This window comes from Micromonospora sp. PRAS1, from assembly GCF_059553435.1.
In genome coordinates this window covers 47,163-68,905 of record NZ_JCANNB010000035.1, presented here as the reverse complement: position 1 = coordinate 68,905, position 21,743 = coordinate 47,163, and the positions used below count along the sequence as shown (strand labels likewise).

Here is a 21,743-nt window from a genome sequence, read left to right as displayed (position 1 = left end):
GGCATTTGCGGGGACGAAAAGTGCAAGATCGCGAGGGGGGGGTGGGGTCAGCGGGTGGGGGAGGGGGTGGGGGAGAGGGTGGCTAGGGCGGCGTTGACGATGCTGCCGGGGAGCAGGTCGTGCAGGTCGTAGAGGTCGCGCACGGTGCCGGACTGGCCGAACTCGTCGACGCCGAGCGGCACGGCGGGAGCGCCGACGGCCGAGCCGAGCCAGGCCATGGCGTGCGAGGCGGCGTCGTGCACGGTCACCACCGGCACCCGGTCGGCGAAGGCGGACCGCAGCGCGCCGGGCACGCTGGGCACGGTGGCGGTGCGTACGCCCTGGCGTAGCGTGCGCTGCCAGGCCCGGTAGAGCCGGTCCAGGCTGGTCACATCGACCACGTGCGCGGCCACGCCCTCGTCGGCCAGTTCCGCCGCTGCGGCCAGTACCTCGGGCAGCACCGCGCCGGAGGCGGCCAGCTGCACCGTCGGCGCGTCGGCCAGGCGCGGGTCCGCCTGATGTGCGTCGACCAGCCGGTACGCCCCGGCGAGCACCTGCCGGCGCAGCACCGCGTCGCCGAGTCGGGCGCGGGCCGCCTCGAACGGCGCCTGGTCCAGCGGGCGGGTGCTCAGCCGGAAGTAGTAGGCACCGTCCTCGGCGGGAGCGGCCGTCGCCGCCGGCCGGGGCGCGTCGGCGAGCTGCCCCAGCGCGTCGCAGAGCAGCCAGTCCAGGCTTGTCGCGTACGCGGGCTCGACGAAGGTCACCCCGGGAAGTTCCAGGCCCACACTCGCGGTGATCGTGGACTGGTGCGCGCCACCCTCCGGAGCGAGCGTGATGCCCGACGGGGTGCCCGCGACGATGAACCGCGAACCCGAGTAGGTGCCGTAGAGGAAGGCGTCCAGCCCGCGCAGCACGAACGGGTCGTAGACCGTACCGACCGGCAGCAGCGGCTGGCCGGACAGGTCCCAGGCCAGGCCGAGCTGACCGAGCAGCAGGAACAGGTTCATCTCGGAGATGCCCAGCTCGATGTGCTGCCCTTCCGGGCTCTCCGTCCAGCGCAGCATCCGGTCCTGCGACCAGGAACGCTGCTCGGTCGGGGCGAACACCCCGGTCTTGTTGATGAACCCGGCCAGGTTGGTGGAGGTCGCCACGTCCGGCGCGGTGGTGACCAGGTACCGGCCGACCTGCGGGTCACGGGCCAGGTCGACAAGCACCCGACCGAAGACCTCCTGGGTGGAGATCGGCTTGGTCGCGCGTACCTTCGTGGTCTGCGGGACGGTGACCCCGAGCGCCCGCTCGCGGGGCGCGCGGGCCAGCGCCTCCCGACGCTGCCCGGCCCGGATCCCGGCCGCCGACGCCGGGTCGAGGCGGTCCCACTCGGTGTCGCGGGTCAGGCCTTGCGCCGCGCGCAGCGCGTCGACCTGGTCGGCGGTGAGCAACGCCGAATGGTTGCGCGGATTGCCGGCGATCGGCAGACCCCAACCCTTTACCGTGTACGCGAACACCACGCTCGGCCGGTCGGTCACCGCGTCGCACTGGGCGTACGCGTCGAGCAGCGCACCGAGGTCGTGCCCGCCCAGGTCGGTCACGAGCGGGCCCAGTTCCTCGTCGGCGATGTCGGCGACGAAGGCTTCCACCCCGGCCGGCGCACCGTCCAGGAACTGCTTGCGCAGCTGCGGTCCGGTCAGCCCGAACAGCGACTGGTACTGCTCGTTCGGCATCGCGTCGATCCAGTCGCGCAGTGCCCCGCCACCCGGCCGGGCGTACGCCTGGGCGAGCTTGCGGCCGTACTTGACCTCGACCACGTGCCAGCCGGCGGCCTCGAACTGGCCGCGCCACTGGTCGATCCGTACGCCGGGAACGACCCGGTCCAGCGACTGCCGGTTGAAGTCGACCACCCACATGACGTTGCCGAGCCCGGTGGTGGCCGGGTCGGCGACCGCCTCCCAGACGTTGCCCTCGTCCAGTTCGGCGTCGCCGAGCAGGGCGATGAACCGGGAGTGCGGACGCGCACCGAAGTGCGCGTCGACGTAGCGCCTGGTCGCCGCCGCGAAGAGCGGCGCGGCGGCACCCAGCCCGACCGAGCCGGTGGAGAAGTCCACCCCGTCCGGGTCCTTCGTCCGCGACGGGTACGACTGCAACCCGCCACGCGCCCGCAGCCGGGTCAGGTACGACCGGTCCAGGTTGCCGAGCAGGTACTGGATGGCGTGGAAGACCGGGGAGGCGTGCGGCTTCACCGCGACCCGGTCCTCGGCGTCCAGGTGGGCGAACCAGAGCGCGGTCATCGCGGTGACCAGCGAGGCGCTGGACGCCTGGTGTCCACCGACCTTCACCCCGTCGCCGGTGGCGCGATCGTGGTTCGCCGCGTCCACGATCCGGGTGGCGAGCCACAACACCCGCCGCTGGATCTCGTCGAGCACATCAAGATCACGCTGGTCCACGCTGAAACTCCATCCGGGACATCCCCATTGATGCCCATAGAGGTAATTCTGGTTGATCATGAGGTTGGCGGCAGTGGTCGATCGTCAAACTGCCGCCAACCTCATGGTCAACGCGGAGGTGAGTGGGTCAGGCGCTGAGGCGGGCGAGGATTAGGTCGCGGACGGTTTTGGCGTCGGCCTGGCCACGGGTGGTCTTCATGACCGCGCCGACCAGCGCACCGGCCGCGGCGACCTTGCCGCTGCGCACCTTCTCGGCGATGTCCGGGTTGGCGGCGATCGCCTCGTCCACGGCGGCGGTCAGCGCGCCGGTGTCGGAGACGACCTCCAGGCCCCGCCTGGTCATGATCTCGGTCGGCGAGCCCTCCCCGTCGACCACACCCTCCAGCACGGTACGGGCCAGCTTGTCGTTGAGCTTGCCGGCGTCGACCAGGCCCTGGAGTTCGGCGACCTGCGCCGGGGTGGCCCCGACGTCGGCCAGTTCCACGCCCGTCTCGTTGGCCCGGCGGGACAGCTCACCGAGCCACCACTTGCGGGCGGCGGCCGGGGTGGCGCCGGCCGCGACGGTGGCCTCGATCAGCTCGACCGCGCCGGCGTTGAGCACCGACTGCATGTCGAGATCGGAGAGACCCCACGCCTGCTGGAGGCGGCGGCGGTGCAGCCGGGGCAGCTCCGGCAGGGCGGCCTTCAGCTCGGCCACCCAGGCCGGGTCCGGCGCGAGCGGGACCAGGTCCGGCTCCGGGAAGTAGCGGTAGTCGGTGGCGGTCTCCTTGGACCGGCCCGGGGTGGTCTCGCCGGTGTCCTCGTGGAAGTGCCGGGTCTCCTGGGTGATCCGCCCACCCGCGTCGAGCACGGCGGCCTGACGCAGCATCTCCGAGCGGACCGCCCGCTCGACCGAACGCAGCGAGTTGACGTTCTTGGTCTCGGTACGGGTGCCCCACTCCTCGCCCGGCAGGTTAAGCGAGGTGTTGACGTCGCAGCGCAGCGAGCCCTCCTCCATGCGTACGTCGGAGACGCCGAGCGAGCGGAGCACGTCGCGCAGCTCGGTGACGTACGCGCGGGCCACCTCGGGGGCGAGCGCGCCGGTGCCGGGGATCGGCTTGGTGACGATCTCCACCAGCGGGATGCCGGCCCGGTTGTAGTCGACGAGCGATTCGGTGGCGCCGTGGATGCGGCCGGTGGCACCGCCGACGTGCAGCGTCTTGCCGGTGTCCTCCTCCAGGTGCACCCGCTCGATGCCGATCCGCACAGTCTCGCCGTTGACCTCGACGTCGAGGTAGCCGTCCACGCAGAGCGGCTCGTCGTACTGGCTGATCTGGAAGTTCTTCGGCATGTCCGGGTAGAAGTAGTTCTTCCGGGCAAACCGGCACCACTGCGCGATTGAGCAGTTCAGCGCCAGGCCGATCCGGACCGTCGCCTCGATCGCCGCCTTGTTCGCCACCGGCAGCGAGCCGGGCAGGCCCAGGCAGACCGGGCAGACCCGGGTGTTCGGGTCGCCGCCGAAGTCGGTCGGGCAACCGCAGAACATCTTCGTGTTCGTGCCCAGCTCGACGTGGGTCTCCAGGCCGATCACCGGCTCGTAACGCGCGACGACCTCGTCGTACGCGGGCAGCGTCGTGGTCATGGGAACTCCAGTTTGCAGGCGGTAACCGGCCCGCGGCGGCAGCCGGACACAACGCCGCCAAGCCTAGCCGCTCGCGCTGCTCGGCCTCGGCCGGGCATCACTCGGGTGTGGTGAACCGCCGGCGACGCTCGTACGCGAGGACGAAGAGGATCCCGCCGATGGAGAAGGCCACCACGCTCAGCAGCAGCAGCACCACGGCCGAGTTCGAGCCGGTGGTCGGCAGCCACCAACTGCCCCGGGTCACCGGCGACGGGGAGGCGGCGGGGGTCGTCGGCGCCGCCTCGGCGGGGGCGTCCGACGGATCGGTCGGAGTCGGCGTCGGGCTTGTCGGAATGGCCGTCGGGGTCGGCGTGGGCGTGCCGCTGGGCGCGGCCGGCGCGGCAGCGACGACCAGCGACACGTACTCGGTGGCGCTCGTCGCTGTGCCGGCCGCGCGCACCCCGACGGCGAAGCTGCCGCTGACCTCGGGCCGGCCGCTCAACCGGCCGTCCGGGGCGAGGGTGAGCCCCGGCGGCAGGTCACCGACGGCCACGCTGAACCGGATGTCGGAGTCGCCCTCGGCGGTGAACCGGAACGAGTACCGCTTGCCGACCGTGCCGCGCGGCGGGCTCCCCGAGGTGATTGTGGTGGCCGGTGCGGTGATCACCAGCGTGACCTGCTCCTCGACGAGGAAACCGTGCTGGTCGGTCAGCCGGAGGCCGAAGCTGTAGCTGCCCGGGGTGTTCGGCGTGCCGGAGAGCACCCCGCCCGACGAGAGCGCCAGCCCCGGCGGCAACGACCCCGACCGCAACGACAGCGAATACGGCCCGGTGCCGCCCGAGGCCGTGAAGGTGTGCGTCGGGTACGGCTGCCCGGCGTACCAGGGCGAGGTGGGCTCCGTCGAGGTGACGGTGATCGTCGGCGGGACCACCACGACTGTGACGCTCTGCTCGGCGGAGTCCCCGTCCGCGTCGGTCAGCCGGACGCCGAAGCTGTAGCTGCCCGGCGTGTTCGGCGTGCCGGAGAGCACCCCGCCCGACGAGAGCGCCAGCCCCGGCGGCAACGACCCCGACCGCAACGACAGCGAATACGGCCCGGTGCCGCCCGAGGCGGTGAAGGTGTGCGTCGGATAGGGCTCCTGGGCGGTCACCGGCGACGCGGGCGATCCCGAGGTGATGGTGACGCCCTCGACGGCCACCGCCGGCTGCGCACCGCCGAGGAGCAGCACCATGAGCACCGAGACGATCGAGATCGACCGCACCGTCTTCATCGCGCACATCCAGAGATCGATCGGCAGGCGTGCCCACGTTCACCAGGGAATTGGCACTCTATCCAACAAGCACCAACAACGCCGGTCGACCGTGACGCGTGTCGCCGAACCCGCCCGGGATCCCGGCATCTGGACGGCCCGTGACGGGCCGTTCCGGACCAGGATCTCGGGGAGTCCGGTTCTACAGCTGCGGCGGGGTGAGGGTGCCGAGGGCGGTTTCCAGCGCGGCGGCGACCCGGTACATCCGGTCGTCGGCCATCGTCGGGGCCATGATCTGCAAGCCGACCGGCAGCCCGTCGGAGAGCCCGCACGGCACCGAGATGCCCGGTCCGCCGTACAGGTTCGTCGGGATGGTGAAGAGGTCGGCCAGATACATCTGGTAGGGGTCGGAGGTACGCGCACCCAGCGGGAAGGCGACGAACGGGGTGGTCGGCGAGATCAGCGCGTCGACCCGCTCGAACGCGGCGGTGAAGTCCCGGGTGATCAGGGTGCGGACCTTCTGCGCCTGCCCGTAGTAGGCGTCGTAGTAGCCCGAGGAGAGGGCGTACGTGCCGATCATGATCCGCCGCTTGACCTCGGGACCGAAGCCGGCCTCCCGGGTCAGCGACATGACCTCCTCCAGCGACCGGTTGCCGTCGTCGCCGACCCGCAGGCCGAACCGGACGCCGTCGAAGCGGGCCAGGTTGGAGGAGCACTCGCTCGGCGCGATCAGGTAGTACGCCGGCAGCGCGTACCTGAAGTGCGGGCAGGAGACCTCGACGATCTCCGCGCCCAGCTTGGTAAGCGCGTCGACCGCCTCGTTGAAGGCGGCCATCACACCCGGCTCGGCGCCCTCACCGGCGAACTCGGTCACGATGCCGAGCCGTACCCCGCTCAGGTCACCGGTGGCGCCGAGCTTCGCCGCGGCGACCACGTCCGGCACCGGCGCCGGGATCGAGGTCGAGTCGCGCGGGTCGTGCCCGCCGATGGCCTCGTGCAGCAGCGCGGCGTCGAGCACCGTACGCGCGCAGGGGCCGGGCGTGTCCAGCGACGAGGAGAAGGCGACCAGGCCGTAGCGGGAGGTGCCGCCGTAGGTCGGCTTCGCCCCGACGGTGCCGGTGACCGCGCCCGGCTGGCGGATCGAGCCGCCGGTGTCCGAGCCGATCGCCAGCGGCGCCTCGTACGCGGCGAGCGCGGCGGCGCTGCCCCCGCCGGAGCCGCCCGGGATGCGGTCGGTGTCCCACGGGTTACGGGTCGGCCCGTACGCCGAGTATTCCGTGGAGGAGCCCATCGCGAACTCGTCCATGTTGGTCTTGCCGAGCATCACCGTGCCGGCGGCGCGCAGCCGCTGCACGATCGTCGAGTCGTACGGCGGGCGCCAGCCCTCCAGGATCTTCGACCCGACGGTGGTCGGCACGCCCTTGGTGGTGAGCACGTCCTTGACCGCGACCGGCACGCCGGCCAGCGGGCCCAGCTCCTCGCCGGCCGCGCGCCGGGCGTCCACCTCGCGGGCGGCGGCCAGCGCGCCCTCGCTGTCGACGTGCAGGAAGGCGTTGACCCGGCCGTCGACGGCGGCGATCCGGTCCAGATGGGCCTGGGTGACCTCGACGGCGGAGGTCTCGCCCGCGGCGACCAACCCCGCGATCTGCGTCGCGGTCATTCTGGTGATGTCGGTCATGAAGCCACATCCTCGTCCAGGATCCGCGGTACGCGGAACCGCTGCTCCTCCGCGTCGGGCGCGCCCGACAGCGCCTCCGCCGGGGTCAGGCAGGGCGTCACGACGTCCTCGCGGAGCACATTGGTGAGCGGCACCGAGTGCGAGGTGGGCGGGATGTCCGCGGCGGCGACCTCGCCCACCTGGGCGACCGCCTGGAGGATCACGTCGAGCTGGCCGGCGAAGGTCTCCAACTCCTCCTCCGTCACGGCGAGCCGCGACAGTCGCGCCAGATGCGCGACCTCCTCGCGGGAGATGGCGGCCATCGGTGCCCCCTTCGTGGCTGTCCTGCGTCTGGGTACGCCCACCCCGGTCGCCGAAGCGCGGCCCGCGGTGACCGCAGCGAGTCTATTGTTCCGCGCCCGACCGACCGCCCCCGGCTCCCCCGGGACGTCGAGCGCTGCGGGTCACCGCGCGTGCCGGTGCGGGATGTCCGCGTCGTCGTGACCGCCGAGCGGGCGCACCGGGCGGTACCGGGCCAGCCAGGCGACGAGTTCCCCGGCCGGCATCGGCCGGGCGTAGAACCAGCCCTGGGCGACGTCGCAGCCGGCGGCGTGCAGCATCCGCCAGCTCCGCTCGTCCTCCACGCCCTCGGCCACCACCCGCAGGCCCAGCGCCTTCGCCAACTCGATCGTCGACCGGACGATCGCCGCGTCGTCGGCGTCGTCGACCATGCCGAGCACGAAGGAGCGGTCGACCTTCACCTCCGACAGCGGCAGCCGGCGCAGGTGCTGGAGCGAGGAGTATCCGGTGCCGAAGTCGTCGAGGGCGATGCCCACCCCGATCCGGTGCAGCCGGGTGATTGTGGTCAGCACCCGGCGCGGGTCAGCCATCAGGGCACCCTCGGTGATCTCCAGTTGGAGCCGGTCCGGGGCCAGGCCGTAGCGGGTGAGCCGGTCGGCGATCTGGTCGGCGATCTCGCCGGTGTGCAGGTCCCGCACGCTTACGTTCACCGCCGCCCGCAGCGCCAGACCCGCCGCCGACCACTTGGCGAGCTGTTCGGTCACGTCGTCGACGACCCGGCGGGTGAGCAGGCGCATGACGGCGCTCTGCTCGGCGACCCGGATCAACTCCTCCGGGTCGACCATCCCCCGACGTGGGTGCCGCCAGCGCAGCAGCGCCTCCACGCCGACCATCTCGCCGGTGGCGACCGCGATCTGCGGCTGGTAATACATCATGATCTCGCCCGCGTCGTTGCCGAACTCGGCAGTGGGCGGCTCCGCGTCCGGCCGGCCGCCGGCCCGCACCGGATCGGAAGGTTCACCGGCGGGCGCCGGCCGGGCCCACCGCTCGTCGGCGGCTCCCGCCTCGGCGGTCTGGGCGGTGCGGCGCAGGATCGGGTCCGCGCCGGTGACGATCCGGTTGATCAGCTCGTCGTCGTGGGCCGCCAGCGGCGGGCGGCGTCGGCGCCGGCTCCACCACCGCTGGCCGGGGCGCTCGTCCGGTCGGGCTGCCCCCGGCGGTACGTCCCGACTCGGTTCGGTGGACGCCGATGGCATCGCGGAGAGCATCGCGCCGTCGCCGCCCCGGACCACGGAGGCGGGTGCCGCCGGCACCTTCCCCTCGCCCGGCCGGCCCGCCGCCCCGTCCTCCAGTACCCGGCGCAGGTCGGCCAGCAGGCCCAGCCGCTCAGCCGAGTTGTGGTCGGACTCGGCGGTGTAGACGGCGACGGTGTCGTTGCGGTGCTTCGCGTCGTACATCGCCACATCGGCGTGGCGCATCAGGGTGGCGAAATCCTCGCCGTGCTCCGGGTAGAGGGCGATCCCGATGGAGCCGCCGACATCCAGCGGCAGCCCGTCCAGCGGCACCGGCGTGGCCAGCACCTGCACCACCTGGTCGGCCAGAACCCGGGCCTGCGCGACATCGGTCAACCCGGTCATCACGATCGCGAACTCGTCGCCGCCGAGTCGGGCGACGAGATCCGGCGGTTCGACCACATCGGTCAGCCGGGCACTCACCTCGACGAGCAGCCGGTCGCCGACCTCGTGCCCGAGCGCGTCGTTGACGTTCTTGAACCGGTCCAGGTCGATCAGCAGCAGAGCGAGGCGGGCGTCCGGCTCGCCGCGTGCGCGACGCTCGGCGTGCCTGTGGATCTCCTCGCTGACCTCGGCCAGCAGCGCCTTGCGGTTCGCCAGGCCGGTGAGCGGGTCGAGCGAGGCGAGTTGGTGCTGCTCGACGGTGAGCCGGGCCATCCGGTACACCGCGAAGAGCGGCACCAGCACCAACGGGACCAGGGCCGCGCTGGCTCGCGCGGCGGTGACCAGCACCGGCGCGAGCAGCAGCAGGCTGCCGGTGGAAAGCACCTCGAAGGGCAACCCGTGCCAGGCGTTGGGCCACCACCGTTCGCCGAAACGCAGCCGTACGGCGGCGGTGACCAGGCTGTAGTTGACCACGAGCCAGGCGACCCCGGCACCGCCGATCGCGGCGATGTCCGGCCAGCCCAACGCCCCGCCGTCGAAGACGCCGCCGGGCCCCAGCCGGGTGACCGCGTACGCGGCGGCCAGGGCGCAGGCGTACTGGCCGGCGTTGAACGCCGTCCGCCAGAGGGCGTGCCGCATCCGGAACCCGGACACCAGCACGGCGACCGCCTGCACCGCGACCGCGGGGCCGAGCCCCCAGCCGAGCAGGATCGCGAAGGTGAAGCAGGTCGACGGGAAGACCGCCGAGGACTGCCGCCGGCCGGGCGGGACGAAGGGCCGCGCGTCGCAGGCCACCGCGAGCACCGCCATCGTCCAGAACGCCACCGGAAGCTCGGGCAGCGTGCCGGCCAGCGCCACCAACGGGGCGGCCGACACCAGCACGGCCACGGCCAGCACCCCACCGACGAAGACCGTGAACTGCGCCGTCCGTCCGGGCGGGACCAGGTTTCGCGGGTCGGGCGGCTCCATCACACCTCCCGGTACGCCACCTGGCGCGTGGGTTCACGCGCCGTTCCCAATGAAACGCTCCTGGTGACCACTTTCCCGCCACGACAGCCACGAATCGGTCGTAGTCGTAATTAAGTTGGTATCCGGGCGAGTGCCCTGATGGGAGGCGTACGACTCACTCCTCGACGCGGGCCACCGCGCGGGCCGCCTCCGGCCCCTCGTCGAGCAGCACCCGGAAACCCGCCTCGTCGAGGACCGGCACCTTCAGGGTGGCCGCCTTGTCCGCCTTGGACCCCGGGTTGTCGCCGACCACCACGAAGCCGGTCTTCTTCGACACCGAGCCGCTGACCTTGCCGCCCCGGGACTGGATCGCCTCGGTGGCCTGGTCCCGGGAGTATCCGCTCAGGGTGCCGGTGACCACCAGCGTGACCCCCTCCAGTGGACGGGCGCCCTCCGCCACCGCCGCCTCGGCCATCCGTACGCCCGCCTCGGCCCACTTGCGGACCACCTCGCGGTGCCAGTCGACGGCGAACCACTCGCGGATGCTGGCGGCGATGGTCGGCCCGACCCCGTCGACGGCGGAAAGTTCCTCCTCGGTGGCGTTGTCGATGGCCTCGATCGAGCGGAACTGCCGGGCGAGGGCCTGCGCGGCGGTCGGCCCGACGTGCCGGATGGAGAGCCCGACCAGCACCCGCCACAGGTCGCGTTGCTTGGCCACGGCCAGGTTGTCGAGCAGCTTGACGGCGTTGCTGCCGAGGCTACCGTCCTTGTTGACGAAGAACGGCGAGCGGGCCAACTGCTCCACGTCGAGCGAGAAGAGGTCGCCCTCGTCGGTGATGATCTGCGCGTCGAGCAGCGCGGCGGCGCTCTTGTAGCCGAGCGCCTCGATGTCGAACACCTTCCGCCCGGCCAGGTGGAAGACCCGCTCGCGCAGCTGCGCGGGACAGCTACGCGAGTTGGGGCAGCGGATGTCGACGTCGCTCTCCTTGGCCGGGGCCAGCGGCGTGCCACAGGCCGGGCAGTTCTCCGGCATCTTGAACGGCTCAGCATCGGGCGGACGCAGGTCGACCACGGGACCGAGCACCTCGGGGATCACGTCGCCGGCCTTGCGGATCACCACCGTGTCGCCGATCAGCACCCCCTTGCGCTCGACCTCACGCGCGTTGTGCAGGGTCGCGTACGCGACGGTGGAGCCGGCCACCTTGACCGGTTGCAGCACGGCGCGGGGGGTGACCCGCCCGGTGCGCCCGACCTCGACCTCGATGTCGAGCAGCTTGGTGTTGACCTCCTCGGGCGGATATTTGAAGGCGATCGCCCAGCGGGGTGCCCGGCTGGTCGAACCGAGTCGGCCCTGGATCGGCACCGGATCGACCTTCACCACCACCCCGTCGATCTCGTGCTCGACGTCGTGCCGGTGCTCGGCGTAGTGCGCGATGTAGTCCCGGACGCCGGCCAGGTCCGGTACGACCCGCCACCGGTCGCTGGTCGGCAGGCCCCAGGCGCGCAACGCGGCGTACGACTCGGACTGGGTCACCGGCTGGTAGCCCCGGCGGGCGCCGATGCCGTGCACCACCAGGCGCAGCGGTCGGGACGCGGTGATCCGGGGATCCTTCTGCCGGAGGCTGCCGGCGGCGGCGTTGCGCGGGTTGGCGAAGGGGGCCTTCTCCTGCTCGACCAGGCCGGCGTTGAGGTCGGCGAAGGCGGCGACCGGGAAGTAGATCTCCCCACGCACCTCGATGAACTCGGGGACCGGACCGTACTCCGGGGAGTCGGTGAGCCGGCTCGGCACGTCCCGGATGCTGCGGACGTTGGCTGTGACGTCCTCGCCGGTACGGCCGTCGCCCCGGGTCGCCGCCCGGACCAGCCGGCCCTGCTCGTAGGTCAGGTTGATCGCCAGCCCGTCGACCTTCAGCTCGCACAGGTAGGGCACCGGCCCGCCGGCGTCCCGCTCGACCCGCTCCGCCCAGGCGGCCAGCTCCTCGTCGGCGAAGGCATTGTCGAGCGACATCATCCGCTCGGCGTGGTCGACCGGGGTGAAGTCGGTGGAGAAGGTGCCACCGACGCGCTGGGTCGGCGAGTCGGGCGTGCGCAGCGCGGGGAACTCCTGCTCCAGTGCCTCCAGCTCGCGCAGTTGCCTGTCGAACTCGGCGTCGGAGATGGTCGGCGCGTCGAGCACGTAGTAGCGGTACTGGTGCTCGGTCAGCTCCTGACTGAGCGTGGCGTGCCGCTCCCGCGCCTGCGGGGTCGGCTCGGCTCCCGCCGCCGCCTCCTGCGCCGCGCTGACCTGCTGAGGAATCGCTTCCTCGGACACCCTGCCGTCTTCGGACACCGCTGCCGCCCTCCCGTGATCACGCTACCCGGAACCGTAGCGGTCGGGCCTGACAACCGTGGCCTGGCCCACCGGCGACCAGGCACGCAGCGGGTCGGAGGGGTCGCGCGGCGACCACCCGCCGGGGTCGGGTTCGGGCGCTATCGCTCCCAGGTGGCCGCCAGGGCCGTCAGTTGGTCGGCGTACTCGATGCGCTCGGCCCACTCCGCCGGCCAGGCGGCCATGCCGTGCGCGGCGCCGACGAACGCCCCGGCGAGGGCGGCGATGGAATCGGAGTCACCTGCGGTGCGGGCAGCCCGGGCGAGCGCACCGACCGGATCGTCGGCGTGCCGGACGGCGCAGAAGAGCGCGGTCGCCAGGGCCTCCTCGGCGATCCAGCCCTCCCCGGTACGCCGGCACGGGTCGCCGCCGTCGTCCGGTGCGGCGAGCGCGGTGGTCAGCCGGCGCAACGCCGCCCGGCACTCGTCCCAACCGGTGGCGATGAACTCCTCCGGTGTCGCGGCCTCCGACCGCCGCCACAGCTCACCGAGCCAGTCGGCCCGGTAGCTGGTGCGCTGCTGGTGGGTGCGCGCGGCGAGCAGGTCGGGCAACTCCGCAAGCGCGACGCCGTCGAGCAGCAGCCACACGGCGTACGCGGTCAGCTCGCTGGCAGCCAGGCCGGTGGGGTGCCCGTGGGTGAGACCCGCCTGGAGCTGGGCCAGCCCGGCGAGGGTGTCCAGGTCGGTGTCGAGCAGCCCGATCGGGGTGACCCGCATGTTGGCCCCGCAGCCCTTCGAACCGGCCACCGTGGCCTGCTGCCAGGGCACTCCCCGAGACAGCTCGCCGCAGGCACGCAGGCAGGTCATGCCCGGCGCGCGGTTGTTGTCCGGGCTGGCCGCCCAGGCCAGGAAGCGCTGCCGCAGCAGTGGCTCCACCGTCGCGGCGGTGTAGCCGGGCGCGTCGTGCAGCGCCCAGCCCACCGCGAGCGCCATCTGGGTGTCGTCGGTGACCAGCGCCGGGTCGCCGACCAGTTGCCGAGGGCCGGCCGGACCGTACCGGCGGTCGATCTCGGTAACGCTGAGGAACTCCGTGGGCTTGCCCAGGGCGTCACCGTAGGCGAGACCGAAGAGCGAGCCGGCGGCCCGGCGGCACGAGGAGTCGATCATGCCCGTGATCATGCCGTCCCGCCGCAAGCTGCGCCGGTGCCGCCGGGTCGGCCGGTCAGTCCCGGCGCCGCCAGACCGGCCGGTCAGTCCCGGTGCCGCCGGGTCGGCCGGTCAGTCCCGGTGCCGCCGGTCAGTCCCGGCGCCGCCGGTCAGTCCCGGTGCCGCCGGTGCCGCCGGTCAGTCCCAGCAGAGGCAGAAGGGGTGGCCGACCGGGTCGGCGTAGACCCGGAAGCCGTCACCGTCGCCGGGCAGCCGGCGGGCGCCAAGCGCCAGCGCCGCCTTCTCCGCGCTCTCGATGTCGTCGACGGTGACGTCGAGGTGGAACTGCTGGGGCCGCGCCGGATCCGGCCACGACGGTGGCCGCAGTTCGGGAGCCCGTTGAAAGGCGACCCGGGGCTGGTGCCCGGGACTGCCGCCGAGCACCACCCACTCGTCGCCGTCGCACTCCTCCTCCACCACTGGCAGGCCGAGCAGCTCGGCGTAGAAGCCGGCCAGTGCGCGCGGATCGGGACAGTCGATCACCGTGGTACGCAGCCGTCCAATCATGGCGAGCATCCTGCCCGCCGGGTACGACAGGAAACCTCACTCCTCGGACAACCGGCGGCCGGCGTCCCGACAGGCCGTGAGGAGCGCCCGGGCATCCGCCGGAGCCGCCCCGGCCAGGCCACACGCGGGAGTGACCACCACCTGCTCGGCGAGCCGGCTGCGAGGGAAACCGAGGCGGTCCCAGAGGGTGCGTACCCGGTCGGCGACCTGTGCGGAGGTCGGCGCGCGACCGGCCGGCGCGGCGCTCGACGCCAGCCGGGGCCGGGCACCGGCTCCGCCGGTTCGAGCACGACCGGCCGGCGCGGCACCGGGCGGCGGGCTGGTCGGTGCGGCACCGGCAAGCAGCCCGAGCCCGGCGTCGATCGCCTCGCCGAGCGGGTCGAGTTCGGTGATCAGGCTCAGGTCGAGCGCGACGCCGACCGCACCTGCGGTCCGGATCAGCTCCACCGGCACGTCCGAGGCGCAGCAGTGCACCACGGTCGGCACCCCGACCGCCTCGACGACCGCGCCCAGCAGCGTACGGGCGTCCGCCTGGTCCATCGCCCGGTAGGTGCCGAGACCGCTCTCGGTCGGTACCCGCCCGGCGAGCACCGCCGGCAGGGCCGGCTCGTCCAGTTGGAGCAGCACCGACGCCCGGGGCACCCGGCGGGCGACCGCGTCGACATGGCCGCGCAGTCCCTCGGCGAGCGAGCCGGCCAGGTCACGGACCGCGCCGGGGTCGCGCAGCATCCGACCGCCGATCGGCAGCTCCACCGAGGCGGCCAGGGTGAGCGGGCCGGCCGCCTGGATCTTCAGCGGGCCGACGTACTCCTCAGCCTGCTCGGCGAGCTGGTCGAGGTCACGTTCCATCAGGTCACGCGCGCGGCGCAGGTCCTTGCCGGGGCGCGGGGCCACCCGCCAGCGGGCGGCGTACAGCTCCACCGGCAGCTCGACGAGCAGGCCGCCTGTGCGGCCGATCAGGTCGGCCCCCGGCCCGCGCGCCGGCAGCTCCGGCAGATGGGGCAGGGCCGGCAGTTCCCCGAGCACCACCCGCTGCGCCTCGGCGATGTCGGTGCCCGGCAACGACCCGATTCCCGTCGCCGCACCCGCCGGCCAAGGCCAAACCTGATCACTCACGGCCGAAGCGTACCCGCCGCCGACCCCACCCCCGATCGACCAGGAGGTACGCGTCCGGATTCCGTGGCCGCGCCGCCGCGAACTCCTTGGTCAGCTCGAAGCTGGGGTGGTGATGGTGGCGGAGCCGAGGACGATGTCGCCGGCCGGATCGGGGCGGTAGGCGACGATCGCCTGGCCGGCGGCGACGCCACGGACCGGGCGGCGCAGCTCGGCGTGCAGGCTGTCGGCGGTGACCGTCACGGCGGCGGGCACGACCACGCCGTGGGCGCGCAGCTGCACCTCGCACTCGATCGGAGCGTCGGGGCGGGACGCGCCGGTCCAGATCGGGCGGACCGCGCGGACCTCGGAGACCTCCAGCGCCTCGGCCGGGCCCACGGTCACCGTGTTGGTCTTCGGGGTGATGGAGAGCACGTACCGCGGCCTGCCGTCCGGTGCCGGGCGGTCCAGGTGCAGCCCGCGCCGCTGGCCGACGGTGTAGGCGTACGCACCGGCGTGCTGGCCCACCACGGCACCGGTGGTCGCGTCGACCACGTCACCCGGCGTCTCGCCGAGCCGCTGGGCCAGGAAGCCGCGGGTGTCCCCGTCGGCGATGAAGCAGATGTCGTGCGAGTCGGGCTTGTCGGCGACCGCCAGGCCCCGGCTCGCCGCCTCCTGCCGCACCTGCGCCTTGGTCGAGTCGCCGAGCGGGAAGATCGAACGGTCCAACTGCTCCCGGGTCAGCACGGCCAGCACGTACGACTGGTCCTTGGCCTCGTCGACGCTGCGACGCAGCAGGCCGTCGGGGCCGAGCCGGGCGTGGTGGCCGGTGACCACGGCGTCGAAACCCAGGGCCACCGCCCGGTCCAGCACCGCAGCGAACTTGATCTTCTCGTTGCAGCGCAGGCACGGGTTCGGCGTACGCCCCGCCGCGTACTCGGCGACGAAGTCGTCGACCACGTCGGCGTGGAACTGATCGGCCATGTCCCAGACGTAGAACGGGATGCCGAGCACGTCGGCCGCGCGCCGGGCGTCGCGGGAATCCTCCAGGGTGCAGCAGCCCCGCGCGCCGGTGCGGTAGGTCTGCGGATTGCGCGCCAGCGCCAGGTGCACGCCGGTGACGTCGTGGCCGGCCTGCACCGCCCGCGCCGCCGCCACGGCGGAATCCACTCCGCCGGACATCGCCGCCAACACCCTCACCCGGACCACGCTCCCTTCGCCAGTCGAGCCTATCTCTGCGCCCGCCTCCGCCCCGCGCGGCAGCGACGAACCCCGCCGATCTTGCACTTATCGTCGCCGAATTGCACCCTTCACGGCCTTTGCCGCGACCAGAAGTGCAAGATCGACGGGGCGGGCGGGGGCGGGGGCGGGCGGGGGCGGGGGCGGGCAGGGGGTCAGCGGGGGGTGCGGAGGGCGGCGGCTCGGCGGGCGCGGTCGACGGCGGCCGGCAGGGCGGCGATGAGCGCGTCGATGTCCTCGGCGGTGCTGGTGTGGCCGAGGGAGAAGCGCAGCGAGGAGCGGGCCCGGTCGTCGTCCGCGCCCATCGCCAGGAGCACGTGCGAGGGCTGGGCCACCCCGGCCGAACAGGCCGAACCGGTCGAACAGGCGATGCCCTGGGCGTCCAGCAGGAGCAGCAGGGCGTCCCCCTCGCAGCCCGGGAAGGAGAAGTGCGCGTTGCCGGGCAGGCGGTCGGTCGGATCGCCGTTGAAGATGACCTCCGGCACCGCCTGCCGGACCCGCCGGACCAGGTCGTCGCGGAGCGCGGCCACCCGGGCGGCGTACTCCTGCTGGCCCTTGACCGCAGCCTCGACGGCGACCGCGAAGGCGACGATGCCGGCGGCGTCGAGGGTGCCGGAGCGCACGTCGCGTTCCTGTCCGCCGCCGTGCAGCAGCGGCACGGCGGTGACGTCGCGGGCCAGCACCAGCGCGCCGACCCCGACCGGGCCGCCGAGCTTGTGGCCGGTCACCGTGAGCGCGGCGACCCCACTGGCCGCGAAGTCGACAGGCACCTGGCCTACCGCCTGGATGGCGTCGGTGTGGAACGGCACGGCGTACTCCGTGGCCACGGCGGCCAGCTCGCCGATCCGCTGGACGGTGCCCACCTCGTTGTTGGCCCACATGGCGGTGATCAGGGCGACCCGGTCGCCGTGCTCGGCCAGCTCGGCGCGGAGCGCGTCGGGGTCCAGCCGGCCGGCGCCGTCGACCGGCAGCCAGCCCACCTCGGCCTCCTCGTGCCGGCTCAGCCACTCCACCGCGTCGAGCACGGCGTGGTGTTCGACCGCGCTGCAGACCACCCGGCCCCGGCGGGCGTCGGCGTCCCGGCGGGCCCAGAAGATGCCCTTCACCGCCAGGTTGTCGCTCTCCGTACCGCCCCCGGTGAAGATCACCTCGGAGGGCCGGGCTCCCAGCGCGGCGGCCACCCGCTCCCGCGACTCCTCCACCCGCCGCCGGGCACGCCGACCGGACGCGTGCAGGGAAGACGCGTTGCCGACCTCGCGGGCGGTCGCGACGTACGCCTCGAGTGCCTCGTCGAGCATCGGGGTGGTCGCGGCATGATCCAGGTAAGCCATCACGGTTCAGCCTAACGACCGCACCTGCTCCGACCGCAGGCCGGATGACCGGATGCCGGCGGTCAGAGCGGCACCGCGGTCACGACGATGTTGTCGCGGTACCGACGGGCGTCGGCGTCGAACGGTCCGCCACAGGTGATCAGGGTCAGTCGGGGCTGGCCGTCGCGCGCGAAGTAGCGCTCCAGCGGGATCTTCGTCTTGTCGTACTCCTCCCGGGCCACCACCCGGTAGGCCCGCTCGGTGCCGTCCTCGCCGGTGGCCGTCAGGGTGTCGCCCGGGGCGAGTTCACGCAGCCGGTAGAAGGCGCCCTTGCCCTGCTCCGCGCTGTCGACGTGCCCGGCGATCACCACCGAGCCGGCCTCGGCCTCGATCCCGGGGCCGTAGCGGTACCAGCCGATCTGGTCGACGCTGGGCGGCACCTCGAACTCCCCGGTGCGCTCGTTGACCCCGACGGGATTGACCCGCGCGGTGACCTGGATCGCGGGGATCCGCAGCCGGACCGGGGGCACCGGTTCGGCGTCGTCGGGCAGGGTTCCGGGGGCCACCGCCACGGAGGGTGCGGCACCCGGCGTACCGGTGACCGACGGGCTCGGGCTGGCCAGCGCGGCGGCCTGCTCGGCGCCGACGTTCCCCGCCGGCCGGGACATCACGGCCAGCGCGGTCGCGACGGCGAGCGCGGCGGCGCCGGCGGCCACCGCCGCCAGCGCCCCACGGTTGACCACGGTCACCGGCGGCCCGACCTGACGACCGCAGCCCGCGCCCCGCCCGCGACTAGCAGCAGGAGCCCGGTACCCGCCAGCGCGTACCACCAGACACCGAGGCCGGTGTCGGCCTGCCCGCCGGTGCCGCTCGGCACGCCGGAGGGCGCCGAGTGCAGGCCGGTGATGGTCTGCGCCACGACGGCCAGGTTCTCCGCCTCGGCCGAGCCGATGGCGTAGACGATCGTCGCGGTGCCCTCACGTAGGTTGAGGTCGGCCGGCCCGATCGCCACCGTCTCGGTGCCGGCGAGCACCACGTCCGCCGAGACACTGCCCGCGTCCACGTCGGCCTTGGCCTCGTTCGGGTTGGTCAGGTCCTCGAAGACCGGGCTGCCGCCGGCACGCACGTCCACGGCCGGGGCGGCGGCGGTGTGCCGGACGATCAGCCGGGCCTTGCCGGCGTCGAGCTTCGCGGTGTCGTTGACGAACGGAGTGATCTTGGGCTGGCCCTCGGCGTCGAGGTGGGCGGCGATGCTGATGTTCGCCCCGCCCGGCACCTCGGCGTCGTCCACGGTGAGGATCGCCTGCCCGATCGGCTCGCCGGGCTTGGTCAGGGCGATGTCGTACGCGCCCTCCGCCAGGTCCAGCGGGCCGGCCACGTCACCGGGCTCGAAGTTCTCAAGCGTCTTCTCGCCGTTGACGTAGACGTCGACCGGAGTGTCCGGGATGCCGTGCACCACGGAGACCTTCGAGCTGGCGGCGTACGCGGGAGTCGCCGTCGCGAGGCCGGTGCCGACAAGGGTCAGCGCGGCGACCGCGCCACCCGCGGCAATCCGGCGAAGGTGCCCGAACCGCATGTCTGCCTCCTGATGGTTCGTACTGGTTCGTTGGTGTTGCTGACATCCCGAGTTACGCCGGCACGTCGCCGCCTGGATGCGACCCGCTGCGACTTTCTTTTTTCGGCTCCGACCGCATCCGCCGGGCGGGTTCCGGACGAAGTGGGGTCGAGGAGCTACTGGGCTGACAGAGGGGACGGCACCGGTGCGAGCTACAGTCGGGCATGCCCCCAACCAGGCGAACTGTCCCGTGACCGGGACCCGGCAGGCGCCGGGAACGCCCGAGGACGACCTCGCCGACCGGTTCCGCCACGGCGACGAACTTGCGTTACGCGAGGCGTACGACCGCTACGGCCGGGCCGTCCTCCATCTGGCCACCAGCACCCTGGTCAACCGCAGCGACGCGGAGGACGTCACCCAGGCCACCTTCGTCGCCGCCTGGCTCGGCCGGGACACCTTCGATCCGGCCAAGGGCTCCCTGGTCGGTTGGCTGCTCGGGATCGCCCGGCGCAAGGTCGTGGACCGGCTGCGGTCGGCCGGCCGGGAGAACCGGGTGACCGAGGCGGTACGCCAGTTGCCCGAGCCGGCGGCCACCGCGAGCGATCCGGATCTCGTGGTCGACCGCCTGGTGATCGCCGACGAACTCGCCCGGCTTCCCGCCGAGCAGCGACGCATGCTGGAGTTGGCGTTCTTCGACGATCTGACCCACCAGCAGATCGCGGCGGTGACCGGAGTGCCGCTCGGTACCGTCAAGAGTCACATCCGACGCGGCATGGCCAGCCTGAAGCGCAGATGGGAGGTGGACGGTGCCGCACCTGGAGCACGATCGACTGGTCTTTCTGGCACTCGGTGAGAGCGAGGCGGAGGAGGTCGACCGCACCCACCTCGACCTCTGTTCGCACTGCCGGGGAGAGTTGGAGAAGCTGCGGCACGTCGCCGGCCTCGGCGCCGCCACCCAGGGGCTACGTCACCTGCCCGACCCGCCGGAGCACGTCTGGCAGGGCATCACGGCCGAGGTCCAGGCCGCGCGGGAACTACCCGCACTGACTGCCGACCGGCGCCAGCGACCGCCCGAGCCGCGCAGCGGTGCCGCCCCGACCGGAGTGGCCGCCCCGACCGTCACCGGCCCTGGCGCGCCGGCACGCCCACGGCGGGTACGCGTGCCGCGCTGGGCGACGACCGTGGCCACGGCGGTGGCCGCCGCCGCTGTCGGGATCGCCGGCACCGCCGCTGTGCTGGGTGGGCGCCCGACCGAGCCCGAGCCGCCGGCCCCGCAGGCGGTGCTGGCCAGCGCTCCGCTGGCCGCGTACGGCAGCACTCCGCCACAGGCCCGGGGAGACGCGCGGGTGCTTGAGAGCGGCGAGCTTCACGTGCATGTGGCGAATCTCCCAGCCGTGCCGGGGTACTACGAGGTCTGGCTCATCAACCCGCAGAACATGGAGATGTTCTCGATCGGCGTACTCGGCAGCGGTTCCGACGTGTTGCTACCGCTGCCGCCCAACGTCGACCTCGGGCAGTACTCTGTTGTCGACATCTCGGCCGAACAGTACGACAACAACACCGCCCACTCCGGGGACAGCCTGTTGCGGGGCTCCTTGACGGGCTGATCGGCGGGCCGGATCAGCTCCCCGGCCCGCCGATCAGCTCCCTGTCGGCGCGAGACGACGAAGCCGCCGTCCGATATCGGACGGCGGCTTCGTCGCGTACGCGTCACTTGCGCTTGCGGATCTCCTCGGCGGCCTGCGGCACGATCTTGAACAGGTCGCCGACCACGCCGTAGTCGGCCAGTTCGAAGATGGGTGCCTCGCCGTCCTTGTTGACCGCGACGATGGTCTTCGAGGTCTGCATGCCGGCCCGGTGCTGGATCGCGCCGGAGATGCCCAACGCGACGTACAGCTGCGGGGAGACGGTCTTGCCGGTCTGCCCGACCTGGAACTGGTGCGGGTAGTAGCCGGAGTCGACCGCGGCCCGGGACGCGCCGACCGCGCCGCCGAGCAGGTCGGCCAGCTCCTCGACCAGCTTGAAGTTGTCTGCGTTGCCCACGCCGCGGCCACCGGAGACGACCACGCTGGCCTCGGTGAGTTCCGGGCGGGAACCCTTCTGCTCGGCCACCCGCTCGACCACCCTGGCCAGCTTGTCGGTGTCCGTGGCAGTGACGCCGAGCTGCTCGACCGCTGCGGTCGCGGCGGCCGGCGTCGGGGTCACCGAGTTCGGTCGGACGGTGACCAGCGGCAGGCCCCGGGTCACCTTGGACTTGACGATCGTCGAGCCGGCGAAGACCACCTGGGTGGCGGTGCCGTCGGCGGCCAGGGCGACCACGTCGGTCAGGATGCCGTTGTCCAGCTTGACGGCCAGCCGGGCGGCGATCTCCTTGCCCTCCTGCGAGGAGGCGAGCAGCACGGCCGCGGGCTGCACCCGCTTGACCAGGTCGGCGACGACGGTGGCCTTCGGCGCCACCAGGTACCCGTCGATCTCCTCGCCCTCGGCAGCGTAGATCTTCTCGGCTCCGTACTCGCCAAGCTTGCCGGCGAGCGCGTCGGCGGCACCGGCACCGCCGAGCACCACCGCGGACGGGCTACCCACCTCCCGGGCCAGGGTCAGCATCTCCAGGGTGACCTTCTTGACGCCGAACTCCCGGGTGGCTTCGACGACGACGAGAACCTCAGACATATCCCCC

17 protein-coding genes are annotated in these 21,743 nt (G+C 72.9%); 2 read left to right on the top strand and 15 right to left on the bottom strand.

The window, feature by feature from the left end:
• Nucleotides 1-47: 47 nt before the first annotated feature.
• The 14 genes from AC507J_RS25910 to AC507J_RS25845 form a co-directional block, all read right to left on the bottom strand.
• Nucleotides 48-2,420 carry a thiamine pyrophosphate-binding protein gene (locus AC507J_RS25910; protein ID WP_496291939.1) on the bottom strand — a complete coding sequence of 791 codons (2,373 nt, stop codon included), beginning with the start codon at nucleotides 2,418-2,420 and terminating at the stop codon, nucleotides 48-50.
• Between the two features lie 127 nt (nucleotides 2,421-2,547).
• A complete protein-coding gene (gatB, locus tag AC507J_RS25905; RefSeq protein ID WP_496291937.1) occupies nucleotides 2,548-4,041 on the bottom strand; it encodes an Asp-tRNA(Asn)/Glu-tRNA(Gln) amidotransferase subunit GatB in 1,494 nt (497 codons plus the stop codon).
• Between the two features lie 97 nt (nucleotides 4,042-4,138).
• Nucleotides 4,139-5,290, bottom strand: coding sequence for an Ig domain-containing protein (locus AC507J_RS25900; RefSeq protein WP_496291935.1), 1,152 nt, complete (start codon nucleotides 5,288-5,290; stop codon nucleotides 4,139-4,141).
• Between the two features lie 181 nt (nucleotides 5,291-5,471).
• Nucleotides 5,472-6,947: an Asp-tRNA(Asn)/Glu-tRNA(Gln) amidotransferase subunit GatA gene (gene gatA, locus AC507J_RS25895; RefSeq protein ID WP_496291933.1), complete on the bottom strand. Its 1,476-nt coding sequence runs from the start codon at nucleotides 6,945-6,947 to the stop codon at nucleotides 5,472-5,474.
• A complete protein-coding gene (gene gatC, locus AC507J_RS25890; RefSeq protein WP_341719441.1) occupies nucleotides 6,944-7,249 on the bottom strand; it encodes an Asp-tRNA(Asn)/Glu-tRNA(Gln) amidotransferase subunit GatC in 306 nt (101 codons plus the stop codon). Before gatC ends, gatA begins: the two co-directional genes overlap by 4 nt.
• Before the next feature lie 141 nt (nucleotides 7,250-7,390).
• The gene (locus AC507J_RS25885; protein ID WP_496291930.1) at nucleotides 7,391-9,871 is read right to left on the bottom strand and encodes a putative bifunctional diguanylate cyclase/phosphodiesterase; all 2,481 of its coding nucleotides are present in this window, start codon (nucleotides 9,869-9,871) and stop codon (nucleotides 7,391-7,393) included.
• Nucleotides 9,872-10,025: 154 nt separating this feature from the next.
• Nucleotides 10,026-12,161 (bottom strand): NAD-dependent DNA ligase LigA, encoded by a 2,136-nt coding sequence (ligA, locus tag AC507J_RS25880; RefSeq protein ID WP_496291928.1) that lies wholly within the window; start codon nucleotides 12,159-12,161, stop codon nucleotides 10,026-10,028.
• A gap of 158 nt (nucleotides 12,162-12,319) precedes the next feature.
• On the bottom strand, nucleotides 12,320-13,324 hold the full coding sequence (locus tag AC507J_RS25875; protein ID WP_496291926.1) for an ADP-ribosylglycohydrolase family protein: 1,005 nt from the start codon (nucleotides 13,322-13,324) through the stop codon (nucleotides 12,320-12,322).
• A 177-nt stretch (nucleotides 13,325-13,501) separates the two neighbouring features.
• The gene (locus AC507J_RS25870) at nucleotides 13,502-13,870 is read right to left on the bottom strand and encodes a VOC family protein (protein ID WP_496291924.1); all 369 of its coding nucleotides are present in this window, start codon (nucleotides 13,868-13,870) and stop codon (nucleotides 13,502-13,504) included.
• 36 nt (nucleotides 13,871-13,906) lie between these two features.
• Nucleotides 13,907-14,986, bottom strand: coding sequence for a uroporphyrinogen decarboxylase/cobalamine-independent methonine synthase family protein (locus AC507J_RS25865; RefSeq protein WP_496291922.1), 1,080 nt, complete (start codon nucleotides 14,984-14,986; stop codon nucleotides 13,907-13,909).
• A gap of 90 nt (nucleotides 14,987-15,076) precedes the next feature.
• Nucleotides 15,077-16,162 (bottom strand): tRNA 2-thiouridine(34) synthase MnmA, encoded by a 1,086-nt coding sequence (gene mnmA / locus AC507J_RS25860; RefSeq protein WP_496291920.1) that lies wholly within the window; start codon nucleotides 16,160-16,162, stop codon nucleotides 15,077-15,079.
• 194 nt (nucleotides 16,163-16,356) lie between these two features.
• Entirely contained in the window at nucleotides 16,357-17,532 is a 1,176-nt protein-coding gene (locus AC507J_RS25855; protein ID WP_496291918.1) for a cysteine desulfurase family protein, read from the bottom strand.
• Between the two features lie 62 nt (nucleotides 17,533-17,594).
• Nucleotides 17,595-18,260 (bottom strand): class F sortase, encoded by a 666-nt coding sequence (locus AC507J_RS25850; protein WP_496291916.1) that lies wholly within the window; start codon nucleotides 18,258-18,260, stop codon nucleotides 17,595-17,597.
• On the bottom strand, nucleotides 18,257-19,087 hold the full coding sequence (locus tag AC507J_RS25845) for a DUF4397 domain-containing protein (RefSeq protein WP_496291914.1): 831 nt from the start codon (nucleotides 19,085-19,087) through the stop codon (nucleotides 18,257-18,259). Before AC507J_RS25845 ends, AC507J_RS25850 begins: the two co-directional genes overlap by 4 nt.
• Nucleotides 19,088-19,316: 229 nt before the next feature.
• Between AC507J_RS25845 and AC507J_RS25840 the strand changes: the two genes are divergently transcribed.
• Both AC507J_RS25840 and AC507J_RS25835 read left to right on the top strand, forming a co-directional pair.
• A complete protein-coding gene (locus AC507J_RS25840) occupies nucleotides 19,317-19,919 on the top strand; it encodes an RNA polymerase sigma factor (protein ID WP_496291912.1) in 603 nt (200 codons plus the stop codon).
• Nucleotides 19,873-20,673 (top strand): anti-sigma factor, encoded by an 801-nt coding sequence (locus tag AC507J_RS25835; protein WP_496291910.1) that lies wholly within the window; start codon nucleotides 19,873-19,875, stop codon nucleotides 20,671-20,673. The genes AC507J_RS25840 and AC507J_RS25835 overlap by 47 nt, the downstream gene beginning before the upstream one ends.
• Before the next feature lie 103 nt (nucleotides 20,674-20,776).
• Here AC507J_RS25835 and AC507J_RS25830 read toward each other — a convergent pair whose 3' ends face one another.
• A complete protein-coding gene (locus AC507J_RS25830) occupies nucleotides 20,777-21,736 on the bottom strand; it encodes an electron transfer flavoprotein subunit alpha/FixB family protein (protein ID WP_496291908.1) in 960 nt (319 codons plus the stop codon).
• Nucleotides 21,737-21,743: the final 7 nt, after the last annotated feature.

Bases quoted from the DNA above. Each gene is read 5' to 3' on its own strand.
- AC507J_RS25845 (WP_496291914.1), bottom strand. From the start codon at position 19,087: ATGCGGTTCGGGCACCTTCGCCGGATTGCCGCGGGTGGCGCGGTCGCC.
- gatB (WP_496291937.1), bottom strand. From the start codon at position 4,041: ATGACCACGACGCTGCCCGCGTACGACGAGGTCGTCGCGCGTTACGAG.
- gatC (WP_341719441.1), bottom strand. From the start codon at position 7,249: ATGGCCGCCATCTCCCGCGAGGAGGTCGCGCATCTGGCGCGACTGTCG.
- AC507J_RS25875 (WP_496291926.1), bottom strand. From the start codon at position 13,324: ATGATCGACTCCTCGTGCCGCCGGGCCGCCGGCTCGCTCTTCGGTCTC.
- AC507J_RS25900 (WP_496291935.1), bottom strand. From the start codon at position 5,290: ATGAAGACGGTGCGGTCGATCTCGATCGTCTCGGTGCTCATGGTGCTG.
- AC507J_RS25885 (WP_496291930.1), bottom strand. From the start codon at position 9,871: ATGGAGCCGCCCGACCCGCGAAACCTGGTCCCGCCCGGACGGACGGCG.
- AC507J_RS25870 (WP_496291924.1), bottom strand. From the start codon at position 13,870: ATGATTGGACGGCTGCGTACCACGGTGATCGACTGTCCCGATCCGCGC.
- AC507J_RS25830 (WP_496291908.1), bottom strand. From the start codon at position 21,736: ATGTCTGAGGTTCTCGTCGTCGTCGAAGCCACCCGGGAGTTCGGCGTC.
- gatA (WP_496291933.1), bottom strand. From the start codon at position 6,947: ATGACCGACATCACCAGAATGACCGCGACGCAGATCGCGGGGTTGGTC.
- AC507J_RS25855 (WP_496291918.1), bottom strand. From the start codon at position 17,532: ATGGCTTACCTGGATCATGCCGCGACCACCCCGATGCTCGACGAGGCA.